Annotated in this window: 13 protein-coding genes; 8 read left to right on the plus strand and 5 right to left on the minus strand. The window is 52.2% G+C overall.

Translation table 11 applies throughout. The features are described from left to right. A partial coding sequence (megL, locus tag FDX03_RS19525) for a methionine gamma-lyase (protein WP_137346496.1) occupies window positions 1-1186 on the minus strand: 1186 nt, incomplete at its 3' end. A 427-nt stretch (window positions 1187-1613) separates the two neighbouring features. Between megL and FDX03_RS19535 the strand changes: the two genes are divergently transcribed. The 4 genes from FDX03_RS19535 to FDX03_RS19550 all read left to right on the plus strand — a co-directional run bounded on the left by FDX03_RS19535 (window position 1614) and on the right by FDX03_RS19550 (window position 7114). Further along, window positions 1614-1721, plus strand: a complete 108-nt coding sequence (locus FDX03_RS19535) for a type I toxin-antitoxin system toxin Ldr family protein (protein WP_040231637.1) — start codon at window positions 1614-1616, stop codon at window positions 1719-1721. A gap of 226 nt (window positions 1722-1947) precedes the next feature. Then, window positions 1948-3954 carry a biofilm formation regulator HmsP gene (hmsP, locus tag FDX03_RS19540; protein ID WP_061066782.1) on the plus strand — a complete coding sequence of 669 codons (2007 nt, stop codon included), beginning with the start codon at window positions 1948-1950 and terminating at the stop codon, window positions 3952-3954. A 157-nt stretch (window positions 3955-4111) separates the two neighbouring features. Further along, window positions 4112-5398 (plus strand): C4-dicarboxylate transporter DctC, encoded by a 1287-nt coding sequence (gene dctA, locus FDX03_RS19545; protein ID WP_061066781.1) that lies wholly within the window; start codon window positions 4112-4114, stop codon window positions 5396-5398. A gap of 222 nt (window positions 5399-5620) precedes the next feature. Continuing rightward, window positions 5621-7114 carry a pitrilysin family protein gene (locus tag FDX03_RS19550; protein ID WP_048213642.1) on the plus strand — a complete coding sequence of 498 codons (1494 nt, stop codon included), beginning with the start codon at window positions 5621-5623 and terminating at the stop codon, window positions 7112-7114. A gap of 100 nt (window positions 7115-7214) precedes the next feature. Here FDX03_RS19550 and FDX03_RS19555 read toward each other — a convergent pair whose 3' ends face one another. Next, window positions 7215-8144, minus strand: coding sequence for a sugar kinase (locus FDX03_RS19555; RefSeq protein WP_048213641.1), 930 nt, complete (start codon window positions 8142-8144; stop codon window positions 7215-7217). Between the two features lie 227 nt (window positions 8145-8371). Here FDX03_RS19555 and pdeH point away from each other — a divergent pair, with 227 nt between their 5' ends. Further along, window positions 8372-9139: a cyclic-guanylate-specific phosphodiesterase gene (gene pdeH / locus FDX03_RS19560; protein ID WP_137346454.1), complete on the plus strand. Its 768-nt coding sequence runs from the start codon at window positions 8372-8374 to the stop codon at window positions 9137-9139. A gap of 77 nt (window positions 9140-9216) precedes the next feature. After that, entirely contained in the window at window positions 9217-11277 is a 2061-nt protein-coding gene (locus FDX03_RS19565; RefSeq protein ID WP_137346455.1) for an AsmA family protein, read from the plus strand. Between the two features lie 93 nt (window positions 11278-11370). Here FDX03_RS19565 and FDX03_RS19570 read toward each other — a convergent pair whose 3' ends face one another. The 3 genes from FDX03_RS19570 to FDX03_RS19580 all read right to left on the minus strand — a co-directional run bounded on the left by FDX03_RS19570 (window position 11371) and on the right by FDX03_RS19580 (window position 14962). After that, on the minus strand, window positions 11371-12693 hold the full coding sequence (locus FDX03_RS19570; RefSeq protein WP_137346456.1) for an MFS transporter: 1323 nt from the start codon (window positions 12691-12693) through the stop codon (window positions 11371-11373). A 300-nt stretch (window positions 12694-12993) separates the two neighbouring features. After that, window positions 12994-13992 carry an inner membrane protein YhjD gene (gene yhjD, locus FDX03_RS19575; RefSeq protein WP_048213638.1) on the minus strand — a complete coding sequence of 333 codons (999 nt, stop codon included), beginning with the start codon at window positions 13990-13992 and terminating at the stop codon, window positions 12994-12996. A 70-nt stretch (window positions 13993-14062) separates the two neighbouring features. After that, window positions 14063-14962, minus strand: coding sequence for a LysR family transcriptional regulator (locus tag FDX03_RS19580; RefSeq protein ID WP_137346457.1), 900 nt, complete (start codon window positions 14960-14962; stop codon window positions 14063-14065). A gap of 119 nt (window positions 14963-15081) precedes the next feature. On the opposite strand from FDX03_RS19580, the gene FDX03_RS19585 reads away from it, so the two are divergent. Continuing rightward, window positions 15082-15840 (plus strand): SDR family oxidoreductase, encoded by a 759-nt coding sequence (locus FDX03_RS19585; RefSeq protein WP_048213637.1) that lies wholly within the window; start codon window positions 15082-15084, stop codon window positions 15838-15840. Window positions 15841-16207: 367 nt separating this feature from the next. Further along, complete coding sequence (locus FDX03_RS19590; RefSeq protein WP_061066778.1) at window positions 16208-16810, plus strand: response regulator transcription factor; 603 nt, start codon at window positions 16208-16210, stop codon at window positions 16808-16810. Window position 16811 lies beyond the last annotated feature (1 nt).

The following is a 16811-nucleotide window of genomic DNA, read 5'->3' on the forward strand; positions in this document are numbered from 1 at the left end:
CCTTTCTGATGGCGTGTTCAAGGTCGTTAATAATATCTTCTGGATCTTCAAGACCCACAGAAAGACGGATCAGCCCGTCGGTAATACCTGCTTTAAGCCGTTCCTCTGGCGCAACGGGCGAATGTGTCATAGACGCTGGGTGCTGAATGAGGGTTTCGGTATCACCGAGACTGACCGCGAGGAGGCACAATTCTACAGAATTGATCATCCGTCTGCCAGCCTCGAGGCCGCCGGCGATTTCGAAGCTGATAATTCCTCCTGGCAGGCTCATCTGCCGCTGGCCCAGTTCATACTGCGGGTGCGAAGCCAGGCCAGGGTAATAAACGCGGGTAATGGACGGATGCCCTTCGAGGAAGCGGGCGATTTTTAGCGCGTTTTCACAGTGACGTTCCATACGAATGCCCAATGTTTTAACGCCGCGCAGCGTCAGCCAGGCGTTGAAAGGGCTCATACAGCCACCGGTAATATCCTTCAAACCGACAAACCGCGCCTGGTCGATAAATTCCTGTTTCCCGACAATGATGCCGCCAATCACGTCTCCGTGACCGTTGATATATTTAGTGACGCTATGCACCACGATGTCTGCGCCCAATTGCAGAGGCTGCTGACAGTACGGCGACATAAAGGTGTTATCCACGACCAGCAATGCGCCTTGCTGATGGGCGATACCGGCTACCGTTTCAATGTCGACCAGCGACAGCGTCGGGTTAGCGGGCGTTTCGATATACACAACTTTGGTTTCCGGGCGCATGGCGGCGCGGATTTCTTCCGGTTTCGCGGCGTCGACAAAACTGACGTTAATGCCGAACTTCGGCATGCTGTGCGACAGAAATGCGTGAGTACAACCATAAATCGCGCTGGCGGAAACGATATGGTCGCCCTGCTGGCACAGCGTCAGCAGCGTTGTGGTGATCGCAGAAATACCGGACGCGGTAGCCAGCCCGGCTTCACCTCTTTCCAGCACCGCCAGCTTTTTCTCCAGCGCATCGGTGGTAGGGTTGCCCAAACGGGTATAAATGTACCCGGACTCTTCGAGCGCAAAGCGGGCGGCACCTTGTTCGGCGCTGTCAAAAACAAACGTTGAAGTCTGGAAGATAGGCGTACTGAGCGCGCCAGTTGAAGGGTCGGGTTGTTGCCCCGCGTGAACGATCTGGGTATTGAATCCGTAAGTACGACAGTCAGACATGATATCTCCTTTGATTCGGAACAGAACAGCTCACAGTCAAATAGCAATCGCTGTGCCAGAAAATAAACTAATAGATATCAATACGTTAGTGGTTTTATCGTGCGGGTAGCCGTCAGGAAAGTTGCCAGTTGGCAAGAAACTTTCCAGCGCTTGGCGGATTTATTAAGCCGTAATTGCGAGGCTTTACGCAGACTGGATCACTCCGGGGTGATGAGACGGAAGTGTTACCGTAGAATCAGCAGCAAGCCGGGTTTACCCGGTGAGGCGCAATGTTGCGGGGGCTTGATCCCCGGCGGCATAGGTTGCTGGAAAGAGAAAACCCCCGCACGTTGTTCGGTATAAACCTGGCAACAAAACGGGGGCTAACTTGAACCTCAACAACTCAAGAATAGCCGCGAACAGTTGCCATTGCAACACAGGCGGCTATATGACGCTCATGCAACTGGGCACAGCCTTCTGGCACGATCTGGCAGCGCCGATCATCGCTGGCATTATCGCCAGCCTGATTGTGAACTGGCTACATAACCGGAAGTAATGTGCTCTATGGGTGTCTGCCTGCCGTAATGGCAACATGCGCCCGAACCAGGCCGCAGGGGTTAACCTTGCGGCCTTTTTCGGCTTAAATGCAGATAAATCTCGTCGCCAGGTGCCTATCCTGTCGCGATAATGCACGCTGGGAAGTTTTCAGATACCGCCTCTCTTAATACCGCTACGATCGGGTATACTCTGACGGCAGTTTCGTCTATCCGTGGAGAGTCAGTTTGCGTGTCAGTCGCTCGTTAACAATTAAGCAGATGGCGATGGTTGCGGCCGTTGTCATGGTGTTTGTTTTTATTTTTTGCACCGTTTTGTTGTTCCATCTGGTCCAGCAGAACCGCTATAACACGGCTACGCAACTGGAAAGCATCGCTCGCTCCGTCCGTGAACCTCTGTCGGCTGCCATCCTGAAGGGGGATATCCCCGAAGCAGAAATGATTTTAAGCCGTATCCAGCCCGCTGGCGTGGTCAGTCGCGCGGATGTGGTACTGCCCAACCAGTTTCAGGCATTGCGGATGAGCTTTATCCCTGAACGCCCCGTTCCGGTTACGGTGACCCGACTGTTTGAACTGCCGGTGCAGATTTCGCTCCCGGTCTATTCTCTTGAGCGCTCTGCCAACCCACAGCCGCTGGCGTATCTGGTGTTACAGGCGGATTCATACCGCATGTACAAATTCGTGACGAGCACGCTTTCAACGTTAGTGACCATTTACTTACTTTTGTCGTTAATCCTGTCGGTAGCCATCTCCTGGTGTATTAACCGCCTGATTGTGCACCCGTTACGCAAAATTGCTCGCGAACTGAACGATATTCCGCAGCAGGAGCTGATCGGCTATCAACTGGCATTACCGCCTATGCATCAGGATGATGAGATTGGGATGCTGGTGCGTAGCTACAACCTGAATCAGCAACTGGTCCTGCGCCACAGTGAAGAGCAGAACGACAATTCGATGCGCTTTCCGGTCTCTGAACTGCCAAATAAGACGTTCTTAATGGGGCTACTTGAGCAGATTGTTACTGGCCCGCAAACAACTGCGCTGATGATTGTCACCTGCGAAACCCTGCGTGATACCGCCGGTGTATTGACCGAGACCCAGCGGGAAATCCTGCTGTTGACGCTGGTTGAGAAACTGAGATCGGTGCTGGCACCCAGAATGGTGCTTACTCAGGTGAGCGGCTATGACTTCGCGATTATCGCGCACGGTGTGAAGGAACCCTGGCATGCAATCACATTAGGTCAGCAAGTACTTACTATCATGAATGAACGGTTGCCCATTCAGGGTATTCAGCTTCGCCCGAGCTGCAACATTGGGGTGGCGATGTACTACGGCGATTTGACGGCGGAACAGCTATACAGTCGCGCGCTATCGGCAGTGCTAACCTCGCGTCGTAAGGGTAAAAATCAGATCCAATTCTTTGATCCGCAGCAAATGGAAGAAGCACAGCAACGTTTGACCGAAGAGAACGACATTCTGACCGCGCTTGATCACCAGCAATTTGCGCTGTGGATGCAGCCGCAGGTAGAGATCGCCAGCGGCAAGATGTTGAGTGCTGAAGCTTTATTGCGGATGCAGCAGGCAGACGGAAGCTGGGAATTACCGGAAGGGTTAATCGACAGGATTGAATCCTGCGGTCTGATGGTGACGGTTGGATATTGGGTGCTGGAGGAGTCTTGTCGCCAGCTTGCGGCCTGGCAGGAACGTGGTCTGATGTTACCGCTGTCGGTGAATCTGTCTGCGCTACAGCTCATGCACCCCAGTATGGTGTCGGATCTGCTGGAGTTGTTAAACCGATATCGCATTAAGCCCGGTACCTTGATTCTGGAAGTTACCGAAAGCCGGCATATAGATGATCCAAACGCCGCTGTCGCTATCCTGCGCCCACTGCGCAATGCGGGGGTACGCATTGCGTTGGATGACTTTGGTATGGGCTATGCGGGTCTGCGACAGTTGCAGCATATGAAGTCACTGCCAGTTGATGTGCTCAAAATCGATAAGATGTTTGTTGAAGGCCTGCCAGAAGATAGCAGTATGATTTCTGCCATTATTCAGCTGGCTCACAGTCTCAATTTGCAAATGATTGCGGAAGGCGTTGAAACCGAAGCGCAACGCGACTGGTTATCACAGGCAGGGGTGGACGTCGCGCAAGGATTCCTGTTTGCCCGTCCGGTTCCGGCAGATATCTTCGAAGAACGCTATTTAGCGAAGGAATCAGCTGATTACAAAAGTTAAAAAAGGTAGCGCTTGTGCGAGCCAGTTCAAAATTTTTAACAAATTTGTATCAATTATGATCCAGGTGCATTTCTGTCATGTTGTGTGGGTGTTACTTTAAGGCCGCAGGTTAAACAAAACCTTACAAGACCTGTGGTTTTTACTTTAAGGACACCCTATGAAAACCTCTATCTTCAAAAGCCTTTACTTTCAGGTCCTGACAGCAATTGCCATTGGTATCCTCCTTGGCCATTACTACCCTGAATTAGGCGCCCAAATGAAACCGCTTGGCGACGCGTTCGTTAAGCTCATTAAGATGGTCATCGCACCTGTTATCTTCTGTACTGTCGTTACCGGCATTGCAGGTATGGAAAGTATGAAAGCAGTTGGCCGCACCGGTGCGGTTGCACTGCTTTATTTTGAAGTGGTTAGTACGATTGCGCTGATCATTGGTCTTATCATTGTCAACGTGGTGCAACCCGGCGCCGGGATGAACGTCGATCCGGCAACGCTGGATGCCAAAGCGGTAGCGATCTACGCCGAGCAGGCAAAAGACCAGGGGATCGTGGGCTTCCTGATGGATATTATCCCGGGTAGCGTCATTGGCGCGTTCGCCAGCGGCAACATCCTGCAGGTATTGTTGTTCGCGGTGATGTTTGGTTTTGCTCTGCACCGTCTGGGCAGCAAAGGCCAGATGATTTTCAACGTAATTGAAAGTTTCTCGCAGGTTATTTTCGGCATTATCAACATGATCATGCGCCTTGCGCCGATAGGTGCTTTCGGTGCCATGGCCTTTACCATCGGTAAGTATGGCGTTGGAACGCTGGTGCAACTGGGTCAGTTGATTATCTGCTTCTACATTACCTGTATCCTGTTTGTGGTTGTGGTTCTGGGCTCGATTGCCCGCGCAACCGGCTTCAGCATCTTTAAGTTTATCCGCTATATCCGTGAAGAACTGCTGATCGTTCTGGGGACCTCTTCTTCCGAGTCAGCGCTGCCGCGTATGCTTGATAAGATGGAAAAACTGGGCTGCCGGAAGTCGGTTGTCGGGTTGGTTATACCCACGGGCTACTCGTTTAACCTTGATGGGACATCGATATATCTGACTATGGCGGCGGTGTTTATCGCGCAGGCCACAAATAGTCATATGGATATCTTCCATCAGATAACCCTGTTGGTGGTGCTGCTGCTCTCCTCGAAAGGCGCAGCGGGCGTGACCGGAAGTGGCTTTATCGTGCTGGCAGCGACAATTTCCGCAGTAGGGCATCTGCCGGTAGCGGGTCTGGCGCTCATCCTGGGTATTGACCGCTTTATGTCTGAAGCGCGTGCGCTGACTAACCTGGTCGGTAACGGGGTGGCAACGGTCGTTGTGGCTAAGTGGGTGAAAGAACTGGACCACAAAAAGCTTGATGATGTGCTGAATAATCGTGCGTCGGATGGCAAAACGCACGAAATATCCTCTTAATCTCTCCACTTATGCCCGTAGTCCCTTCCAGGACTGCGGGCGTTTGCGCATAATTACCCCCTGTGCCTGAAACTGTCTGTTCGACGGTTTCGGGATTTTTTCACTTCTTCCGTGACATTTTTATGTTCTTGCGGTCTAACACGAAGTGTTTTTAACGTCATATTCAGAGGGTCCTTCTCAGGGCTGTCTTTTTATTTCCAGGATAGTTGATCAGGGGTTCACATGCAGGGCACAAAAATTCGACTTTTAGCGGGCGGCTTGCTGATGATGGCCACTGCCGGCTATGTGCAGGCAGATGCGCTCCAGCCTGACCCGGCGTGGCAACAGGGCACGCTGGCAAATGGTCTCCAGTGGCAAGTGTTAGCCACTCCCCAGCGCCCCAGCGACCGTATTGAGGTCCGCCTGCTGGTTAATACCGGTTCACTCACCGAAAGTACGCAACAGAGTGGTTTCAGCCATGCGATCCCACGTATCGCGCTGACGCAAAGCGGTGGCCTTGATGCCACGCAAGCCCGTTCATTGTGGCAGCAGGGGTTTGATCCTAAACGCCCCATGCCGCCCGTTATCGTTTCCTATGATTCCACGCTGTATAACCTTAGCTTGCCCAATAGCCGGAATGACCTGCTGAAAGAGTCACTTTCTTACCTGGCGAATATTTCCGGCAAGCTGACCATTACCCCTGAAACGGTTAACCATGCGCTGAGCAGCGAAGATATGGTGGCAACCTGGCCGTCAGATACCAAAGAGGGATGGTGGCGCTATCGTCTGAAAGGCTCCACGCTGTTAGGGCACGATCCTGCCGATCCGCTGAAAAAGCCGATTGATGCAGCAAAAATTCAGTCGTTCTACCAGAAATGGTATACCCCGGATGCGATGACGCTGATTATCGTCGGTAACGTTGATGCGCGCAGCGTGGCTGAGCAAATCAATAAAACCTTCGGTGAGTTAAACGGAAAACGTGAAACGCCGGCTCCGGTGCCTACGCTCTCTCCACTGCGTGCGGAAGCGGTAAGCATTATGACCGATGCGGTACGCCAGGATCGTCTTTCCATCATGTGGGACGCGCCGTGGCAACCTATTCGTGAATCCGCCGCGTTGTTACGCTACTGGCGTGCCGATTTAGCCCGTGAAGCGCTGTTCTGGCATATCCAGCAGACGTTATCCAGGAACAACGCGAAAGACATCGGCCTCGGCTTTGACTGTCGGGTGCTGTTCCTGCGTGCACAGTGCGCTATTAACGTTGAATCGCCGAACGATAAGCTGAATGCGAACCTGGGCACGGTGGCTCGTGAACTGGCGAAAGTGCGGGACAAAGGCCTGCCGGAAGAAGAGTTCAATGCGCTGGTAGCGCAAAAAAATCTGGAATTGCAGAAACTGTTTGCCACCTACGGCCGCACCGATACCGATATTTTGATCAGCCAGCGTTTGCGCTCGTTGCAAAACCAGGTGGTGGATATCGCGCCAGAACAGTATCAGCGTTTACGGCAGAACTTCCTTAATGGCCTGACCGTTGAGATGCTGAATCAGGATTTGCGTCAGCAGCTATCGCAGGATATGGCTCTCATTCTTCTTCAGCCGAAAGGGGAACCTGAGTTCAACATGAAGGATCTGCAGGCGACATGGGATAGCATAATGGCGCCGGTTACCGCAGCGGCAACGTCGGCTGAAACGGATGAATCACATCCTGAAGTGACGGATATCCCGCCAGTACAGTAACCTGTAGGCCGGATAAGGGGGTTACGCCGCTATCCGGCATTGGAGATGCCGGGGGCGCTTTGCTTGTCCGGCCTACGGTATGCAGACCGGATAATCGACGTTACTGCGGCATGGCATCGCGTGGGATAATCGCCCCGCGATGCTGAATAACGGTGCTTGCTGTCAGGTGGCCGCGTTTTGCGGCTTCAGCGGCATCGCCACCGGTTAAACGCACTGCCAGATACCCGGCACTGAAGGAGTCTCCTGCCGCCGTGGTATCGATCACTTTTTCTTTCGGTAATTTTACAGCCGGTACATCGATAAGTCCTTCACCCTCGATGGACACCAGGCAAGAGTCTGCGCCGCGCTTCACAACCACTTCCTGTACGCCAGCTGCGTGAGTCCGGGCAATTACGTCCTCTACGGGTTTTTCACCCCACAGCGCGTCTTCATCGTCCAGCGTCAGGAACGCAATATTGGTGCACTCCAGCATCTGCTGATACACCTGCTGAGTTTCTTCTTTGCTGCTCCACAGACGCGGGCGGTAGTTGTTGTCAAAAATGACCTTGCCGCCGTTGGCGCGACACTCGCGCAGCAGCGACAGCAGTTTGTCACGGCTGGCCGGGCTTAAAATCGCCAGGCTGATTCCGCTCAGGTACAGGTAGTCGAATGTCGCCAGCGTTTTGCAAATGGCGCCGGATTGTTCGCTCTCCAGCCAGAATTTTGCCGCCGCTTCATTACGCCAGTAATAGAAGGTGCGCTCGCCAGTACTGTCAGTCTCAATGTAATAGAGACCCGGCAGACGGTTTTCCATACGCTGGGTTAATGACGTATCGACGTTTTCGCCCTGCCAGGATTCCAGCATTTGCTGGCTGAAACTGTCAGTGCCCAGCGCCGTGACGTAATGTACGGAAAGGGCCGCAGAATCGACCTGACGGGCAATATAAACGGATGTATTCAACGTGTCGCCACCGAATCCGCGCTGAACGTCGGCGCCTTTCTGTGACAGCTCAATCATGCATTCGCCAATCACGGCAATCTTCCTGGACATAGTCGTAACCTGCTCTGAAAAAAATTAGCGTTAGTGTGCGCTGTGGGTGTTAAGTGGTCAACTATATTAAAACAACGTTCCATTATTTTTTTGAGCCAGAACGTGTTCTGTGTCGTTTTTACCGCTGTTTTTATTTTGCGTACTGCTGAACGTAAAGTTCTGCGCCTGAGCGCCGATAACCTTTGACGAGTCCGGTCAGTCACACTCTTATTTACAGGACACCTCAGATGATAAAGCAGGTCACCCAGCAGCTAATTACGCCAGATGCGAGTATCGAATGCTTGCAGGAGCGACGCTATTGGCTGCAGTGCGAGCGTGCTTACACTTATCAGCCCATTTACCAGACCAATGGTCGGCTGATGGCCGTAGAGCTGCTAACCGTCGTGAGTCATCCTGATAACCCTGCTCAACGCATTGCGCCAGACCGTTATTTTGCTGAAGTTGCTGTTCGGCATCGCGTTGAGGTAGTGAAAGAGCAGCTTGAACAACTTGAACTGAAAAGTGATTTTTTCAGAGCCCACGATCTGCTGGCCTCCGTCAATGTCGATGGCCCGACGCTCATTGCGATGCGCCAGGACCCCGAGATCCTGAAAATCATTGAATGCCTGCCCTGGTTACGCTTTGAGTTGGTAGAGCATATCCGCTTACCGAAGGGAGCATCGTTTGCCTCGATGTGCGAGTTCGGCCCGCTCTGGCTGGATGATTTTGGTACCGGGATGGCCAATTTCTCGGCCCTTAGCGAAGTGAGTTACGACTACATCAAAGTGGCGCGGGATCTGTTTGTCATGCTGCGTCAGACGCCGGAAGGCCGTAACCTCTTCACTTTGCTGCTCCAGCTTATGAACCGCTATTGCCGTGGCGTGATTGTCGAAGGTGTTGAAACCCTGGAAGAGTGGCGCGATGTGCAAAACTCACCGGCTTTTGCTGCTCAGGGCTATTTCCTCTCTCGTCCGGTGCCACTGAGTACCCTGGAAGAGGTGATTCTGTCGCTTTGATGCGGATGTAGCGTGCCTCCTTTTCGCCCTGCTGGACTATCTTTAGGACAGGCAAGGGAGGAAGTCAGGAGGAAAACGTGACGAAAACAGGCAAAATAGCCGCATCCGTAGTAGGGTTTTTCTTGTTGCTGATCGTCGTGCTCATCATTGTGATTGCGACATTTGACTGGAACCGGCTCAAACCGACCATCAACCAGAAAGTCTCTACTGAACTCAACCGTCCATTCGCCATACGCGGTGATCTGGGCGTCGTCTGGGAACGCCAGAAGCAGGAAACCGGCTGGCGCAGTTGGGTTCCGTGGCCGCATGTTCATGCTGAAGATATCATCCTCGGCAACCCGCCAGATATTCCCGACGTTACCATGGTGCATCTCCCGCGTGTTGAAGCTACGCTCGCTCCACTGGCACTGCTGACAAAAACCGTCTGGCTCCCGTGGGTCAAGATGGTGAAACCCGATGCGCGGCTCATTCGGCTGTCGGAGGAAAACAACAACTGGACCTTTAACTTCGCCGGGGATGAAAAACGCGACCCCAATGCGCCGCCACCCGCGTGGTCTTTCAGGCTGGATAACATTTTGTTCGATCAAGGGCGTATCGCTGTTAATGATAAGGTGACGAAGTCGGAGCTTGAGATCCTGGTCGATCCACTAGGCAAGCCGTTACCGTTTAGCGAAGTGACAGGCACCAACAGCAAAGAAGGGGGCGCTAGCGTTGAGGATTACATTTTTGGTCTGAAAGCCCAGGGCCGCTACAACGGTGAGCCGCTAACCGGAACGGGAAAAATTGGCGGGATGTTGGCGTTACGTGGCGAAGGTACCCCTTTTCCGATACAGGCAGACTTTCGCTCGGGCAACACGCGCGTGGTATTTAGCGGCACGATAAATGACCCGATGAATATGGGCGGTGTCGATCTACGGCTTAAATTCTCTGGGGATTCACTTGGGGATTTATACGATTTGACCGGTGTGCTGTTACCGGATACACCACCGTTTGAAACGGACGGGCGTCTGGTGGCGAAAATCGATCCGGAAAAGTCCTCTCTTTTTGAATACCGCCATTTTAATGGTCGCATTGGCGATAGCGATATTCACGGGACGCTGGCCTACACCACCGGCAAGCCGCGACCCATGCTGAAGGGCGATGTGGAATCACGCCAGCTGAGGCTGGCGGATTTGGGGCCGCTGATCGGTGTGGATTCAGGCAAAGGGGCAGAACGGGCAAAACAATCTGAACAGCGCAAAGGTGAGAAGAGCGTTCAGCCTGCTGACAAGGTGTTGCCGTATGACCGTTTTGAAACCGACAAATGGAACGTAATGGATGCTGATGTGCGTTTCAAAGGACGGCGTATCGAACACGGCAGTAGCCTGCCAATCAGCGATCTCTCCACCCATATCCTCCTGAAAAATGCTGACTTGCGCCTGCAGCCACTGAAATTTGGCCTCGCAGGGGGCAGTATTGTTTCCAGCATTCATCTGGAAGGGGATAAAAAGCCGATGCGGGGGCAGGCGGATATTCAGGCTCGCCGCCTGAAGCTAAAAGCACTGATGCCGGACGTGGAGTTGATGCAGAAAACGCTCGGTGAGATGAACGGTGACGCCAGGTTGAGCGGTAGCGGAAATTCAGTGGCTGCGCTGCTGGGTAACAGCAACGGTAACCTGAAGCTATTGATGAATGATGGATTGGTCAGTCGCAATCTGATGGAGATCGTTGGGCTGAATCTGGGTAACTATATCGTCGGACAAATATTCGGTGATGACGAAGTACGGGTGAACTGCGCAGCGGCAAATCTGGATATCGTCAATGGCATCGCGCGCCCACAAATTTTCGCGTTCGACACAGAAAACGCGGTGATCAACGTGACCGGGACTGCAAGCTTTGCATCTGAGCAACTGGATTTAACCATCGACCCGGAGAGCAAAGGCATTCGTATTATTACCCTGCGTTCGCCGCTGTATGTCCGTGGGACCTTTAAAAATCCACAGGCTGGCGTGAAGGCCGGGCCGCTGATTGCACGCGGTGCGGTGGCTGCCGCGCTGGCAACGCTGGTTACGCCAGCGGCGGCGCTGCTGGCGCTAATTTCTCCGTCTGAAAACGAAACGAATCAGTGCCGGACAATCCTGTCGCAGATGAAGAAGTGATGAGCGCGCCGGATGCGGTGTAAACACCTTATCCGGCCTACGGGGGATTGCAGTCTGTAGGCCTGATAAGCATAGCGCCATCAGGCAATCAAATTACAGCGATTGATGCCGTGTCTCATGGGTTAACAGCAGCGCAATCAGCGTTAAAGCCGCCATCGATGCCAGATACGTACCGACCGCCGCCAGACCGTAGTTCCCCTGCAGCCATGCGGCAATATAAGGGGCAACAGAGGCACCGAGAATTGACGAGACGTTGTATGAGAACGATGCTCCCGTATAGCGCACTTCAGTCGGGAACAACTCCGGCAGCAGTGCCCCCATCGGGCCGAATGTCAGACCCATCAGGCTCAGGCCAAGCAACAGGAAAGCGAACACCAACACCGGATTGCCAGAACCGAGCAGCGGTTTAAAGGCAAACAGCGCAAACAGAATGATAAGCGTGGTGATGATGAGCATGCTCTTGCGACGACCAAACGCATCGGCCAGCAGGCCAGCCACTGGTACCATAACGCCAAAGCCAATAACCGCCATCATCAGCATCCACAACACTTCATTACGCGGCAGGCCAAGCCCTACGGGGGCTGCGGCAGTGCTGAACGTCATCGAATAGACGGTCATGATATAAAACAGTGTATAGGTCGCCAGCATGATGAATGTGCCAAGGATCGTCACACGAACATGTTTTGTCAGCAGAGTACCCAGCGGGATTTTCACCTGTTTTTTCGCTGCGGCGACTTTGGCAAATACCGGCGATTCGTGGAGAGAAACACGGACGTAGAGACCGATAATGACCAGTACGGCAGAGAAGATAAACGGCACGCGCCAGCCCCAGCTCATAAACTGTTCGTCGGTCAACAGCCAGGAGAGCAACAGGAACGTGCCGTTAGCGAAGAAGAAACCGATAGGCGCACCCAACTGCGGGAATGAACCGTACAGCGCGCGTTTACGCGGTGGTGCGTTTTCCGTTGCCAGCAACGCCGCGCCGCCCCATTCACCGCCCAGACCTAAACCCTGACCAAAACGCGCCAGCGCCAGCAGCAAGGGGGCGAAAATGCCGATTGTTTCATAGCCCGGCAGCAGGCCAATCACAACCGTTGAAATCCCCATGGTGAGCAGTGAAGCAACCAGCGTGACTTTACGTCCAACACGATCGCCGAAATGGCCGAATACGGCGGAGCCGATCGGGCGGGCCACGAAGGCGATAGCAAAGGTAGCCAGCGACTGTAGTGTGGCCGCCGTGGGGTCACCCTGCGGGAAGAAGATGTGGGGGAACACGATCACCGCCGCGGTCGCGTAAATATAGAAGTCGAAGAACTCAATGGCAGTGCCGATGAGCGAAGCGACGACGACTTTATTGCGCGAATTGACCGGGGCGTGTTCCTGTTCTTTATCGAGTGTTGTGGCGGTTGCTTGCATAATATTTTCTTATTTTGGGTCGAACGAAAGGCCATATTACGCACAGCAAAAGAGACATTTCAATCTGTAACAAACTTTGAGATCGGTCAAAAATGGAGCAAAAAGGGGATAATTTTTAGGCTTGAGATTTCACTTCCATGAAATGCTTCACACAATTTAAAACTTAGTTGATAAAACTGGTTTTTGGTTAAATAAAAGTTACGTTCTGGATTTATTCACTAAATCGGTGAGAGCAGGCGGCATTATAATTGCCGGATGGCGCTGCGCTTATCCGGCAATTCACAACTAATCCGGCGGTGGTTATTGCGTTTTCCCCGGCATACGCGGGTCGTCTTTGTATTCCGCTGTGGCAATCCAGGCGGCGCAGAACAGGGTCAAACGCGCGAAGAAGTAAAAGAATGCCATCAGCCCAAGCACCGAACCAAACGCCGCGCCGGAGGGGGATTTTACCAACGATGGCAGCGTGTAGGTCATGACGATCTTAATCACCTCAAAGCCAATAGCCGCAATAAATGTTCCGCGAATCAGCGCCTTCTTACGCGGTCGGTGACGCGGTAGCCGCCAGAAAATCCAGAAGAACAGCAAGTAGTTGGCGAAAATGGAGATCGCCAGACCAATCAATCGCCACGCGGGTTTCAGCCACTCAATACCGTCGAGATACAGTGCCGAGATGATCATTTGCTGGGCAGAACCGGCAATGGAGGTAATCGACAGCGTAACGATCAGCGCAATCAGCAATCCAATCAATGAGACAAAATCACGCAGGTATTTAACCCATATTTTTTCCTGATCCTGCGGTGTGCGTTCCCAGAGGTCCCGCGACTGTGCACGAATAGCTTCACGCAGGTTTCCCATCCAGTTAATACCAGAGTAGAGGGCGATTCCAAGCCCCACCAGACCCACGGTGGTACGTTGCTGAACGGCAGTATTGATGGTGTTTTTCAGCGTCGAGGCCAGCGTCGGATCGCTAACGTTGAGCAATATTTTGCTGAAGATATCCTGTAATAACGTGGGGTGTGAGGCGAGAATAAAACCGGCCGCCGCAAACGACACCATCAGGATAGGGATCATCGACAGGAACGAGAAATACGTGATGGCTGCGCCAAACTGATTTCCCATTCGGTCATTAAAACGCTCTGCTGCGCGGATCAGGTGGGCGATAACAGGTTGACGTTGAATTTTATCTGCGAAGGTTATGACTGTTTTCAGCGCCTGGTTCGCTGTGGCGTTTTTCACCGGTGTTGTGGCGGTTTGCTGTTGTTCAGGCGTAGGGTGCTTTGCGTCGTGTTCCTGCGTCATCCGATCGGTAGTCCTTATTTTGTTTACTCATGACATTATAGCCGCTCAGACCCACTTCCCGAAAAATGGGCTAATCCACATAGTCTTTCATCACACCGGTCAACCATTCCATGAACAGATGTACCCGGCGGGAAAGGTTCCGGCGATGTGGATAGAGCAAAGAAACGGGCATGGGTTCGGCCCGATATTGCGGTAACACTTCAACCAGCGCACCGGCGCGAAGGGCTTCACGCACCCCGACGCGTGGTACCTGAATAATGCCCAGCCCGGCAAGACATGCCGCATGATAGGTTTCTGTGCTGTTCACGGTCAGCATGCCGCCCGTTTTTACCCATGCAGTCCCATTGTCTGTAGCCACCTCGAAGCCCTGTGCGCGTGTTCCCAAATTGACCGAATAATGCACCACGGCATGTGAGGCCAAATCCTCCAGGCTTTCCGGATAACCAAAGCGGGCCAGATACTGTGGACTGGCACAGTTAACCTGCGTGAGTTTCCCCAGCGGTCGGGCAATCAGCCCCGAATCTTTCAGTGTGCCAACGCGTACGACGCAGTCGAAACCCTCACGAATTAAGTCTACCAGGCGGTCACTGCTGCTGAGTTCAAGCTCCAGCCCTGGATACTGATGCAAAAAGACGGGCAGGCGGGGCATGACCAGATTTCTCGCCACGCCAACCGGCATATCGACGCGCAGCTTACCGCTAATACTGGCTGGATCGTGATGGAACAACCCATCCAGTTCATCCAGATTGCTCAACAGATCTTTTGCACGTTCGTAATAGATCATGCCGTCTTGTGTGAGCTGAACGCGGCGGGTAGTGCGGTGCAGAAGCTGCGTACCCAGATGATTTTCCAGGGCCTGGATTTGGCGCGATACGCTACCTTTAGGAAGTCCAAGGGTGTCTGCCGCACGCGAAAAACTCTCCAGTTCTGCGACGCGGATGAACAACTGCATTGCGTGAATTTTATCCATTCCCATGCCCTATTGTTGTTCTGAATGAAACAGTAATGCGCAATTAGCGATATTTATTGTTCTTCTACCACCTAATAAGCTTTGTCTCAATCATCACAACATCTGAAATGAGGTTTCTTATGACGCAACGTATCGCATTAGTGACCGGTGGCGGTCGTGGGCTCGGTAAAAACGCGGCACTTAAGCTGGCGAACAAAGGAATAGGTATCGTCCTGACGTGGAACAGCAATGAAAAAGAGGCGCAGCAGGTTGTGGATGAAATTCGGCAATCTGGTGGAAAAGCAGCGGCATTACCGTTAAATGTCGGGGATATTTCAACTTTCCCATCCTTCGTTGAACAGATGAAGCACACCTTAAAGGCACAGTGGCAAAGCGAAGGGTTTGATTATTTATTGAACAATGCCGGAATCGGCATTACTGCGCCGTACTCTGCATTCACCGAAGCGCAATTTGACCAATTGCTGAGCATCCAGTTTAAGGGGCCATTTTTCCTGACGCAGAGTCTTCTTCCGCTGATGAACAAGGGGGGAAGGATCCTCAATGTCTCGACCGGCCTGGCGCGTTTTGCTCTACCGGGCTACAGCGCCTATGCCGCCATGAAAGGGGCGATGGAAGTGCTTACCCGGTATCAGGCTAAAGAGTTGGGGGAACGCGGTATTACGGCAAATATTATTGCGCCGGGCGCGATTGAAACTGATTTCGGCGGTGGGAACGTGCGTGATAACGCGCAACTGAATGCATATATTGCCTCGCAAACGGCGCTGGGACGCGTCGGGTTACCGGATGATATCGGTGATGCCATCGCCGCGTTGCTCAGCGATGAACTCGCCTGGATGACTGCACAGCGTATTGAGGTATCTGGCGGGATGTTCCTGTAACGTGCAACGTGCTTATTCAATAGGCTGCGATAGCTGTTGAATGAGCACTTAATGCTATATTGTAATTTGTAACATATTTATTATTTTTTCAGGATATCTTATTTTCAGCTAAAAATGTATTCTCTGAAAATTAATATTAATAAGGAATTCTGACCCTCGATAAATGAGGAATGTCTCAGAAATCTATCCTGTTCTGCCCGCTTTGTGTAATCCTTTTTCTTGAGCTGTAACTATTCATAACTCTTGCTTTTTTATTCTTCGCTTATCGGTAGAATGACCCCTGCCAAATGGTGAGTTATTATTTTTCCTCGTGAAGAATACCCTTTCGCGTCTCAAGACTACTATTTTTTTAGACGGAGAGTTAATAATGCAGGTAATAATGTTTGACAGGCAGTCAATATTTATTCATGGAATGAATATAAGTTTGCAGCAACGAATTCCAGGAGTGAATGTTCAGGGTGTCAGTCAGGCAGATGACCTTTGGCAAAAACTGGAAAATACCCCAGATGCGCTGCTCATGCTGGACGGTGATCTCGACGGTGAGTTTTGCTGCAGCTTGCTGCAACAGATTGCACACTCTTTTTCAACGGTGAAGGTGCTGATCTCTGCCACTGATTGCAGTAAGAAATGGCTGCAGGATGTGACGCAATTAAACGTGTTGGCCATTGTGCCGCGTGACTCTGATGCAGAAACCTTTACTCTGGCGCTTAACAGCGTTGCGATGGGCATGATGTTTCTTCCCAGGGATCACTTAGCGACAAACGATAGCAGTCGGCAAAATATAAAAACATTAAGCGCCCGCCAGCGGGAGATCCTGACCATGCTGGCGGCTGGTGAGTCAAATAAACAAATTGGTCGGCTGTTAAATATCAGTACCGGAACGGTAAAAGCCCACCTTGAGTCACTTTATCAGCGCCTGGAAGTTAAAAACCGTACTCAGGCGGCAATGATGTTAAATGAATTTCTATAAT

The sequence above is a fragment of the Citrobacter sp. wls827 genome (assembly GCF_005280875.1).
GTDB lineage: Bacteria > Pseudomonadota > Gammaproteobacteria > Enterobacterales > Enterobacteriaceae > Citrobacter > Citrobacter youngae.

Coding starts and splice junctions, on each gene's coding strand:
- FDX03_RS19535 (WP_040231637.1), top strand. CDS start 1,614: ATGACGCTCATGCAACTGGGCACAGCCTTCTGGCACGATCTGGCAGCG.
- dctA (WP_061066781.1), top strand. CDS start 4,112: ATGAAAACCTCTATCTTCAAAAGCCTTTACTTTCAGGTCCTGACAGCA.
- FDX03_RS19550 (WP_048213642.1), top strand. CDS start 5,621: ATGCAGGGCACAAAAATTCGACTTTTAGCGGGCGGCTTGCTGATGATG.
- FDX03_RS19555 (WP_048213641.1), bottom strand. CDS start 8,144: ATGTCCAGGAAGATTGCCGTGATTGGCGAATGCATGATTGAGCTGTCA.
- pdeH (WP_137346454.1), top strand. CDS start 8,372: ATGATAAAGCAGGTCACCCAGCAGCTAATTACGCCAGATGCGAGTATC.
- FDX03_RS19570 (WP_137346456.1), bottom strand. CDS start 12,693: ATGCAAGCAACCGCCACAACACTCGATAAAGAACAGGAACACGCCCCG.
- yhjD (WP_048213638.1), bottom strand. CDS start 13,992: ATGACGCAGGAACACGACGCAAAGCACCCTACGCCTGAACAACAGCAA.
- FDX03_RS19580 (WP_137346457.1), bottom strand. CDS start 14,962: ATGGATAAAATTCACGCAATGCAGTTGTTCATCCGCGTCGCAGAACTG.
- FDX03_RS19585 (WP_048213637.1), top strand. CDS start 15,082: ATGACGCAACGTATCGCATTAGTGACCGGTGGCGGTCGTGGGCTCGGT.
- FDX03_RS19590 (WP_061066778.1), top strand. CDS start 16,208: ATGCAGGTAATAATGTTTGACAGGCAGTCAATATTTATTCATGGAATG.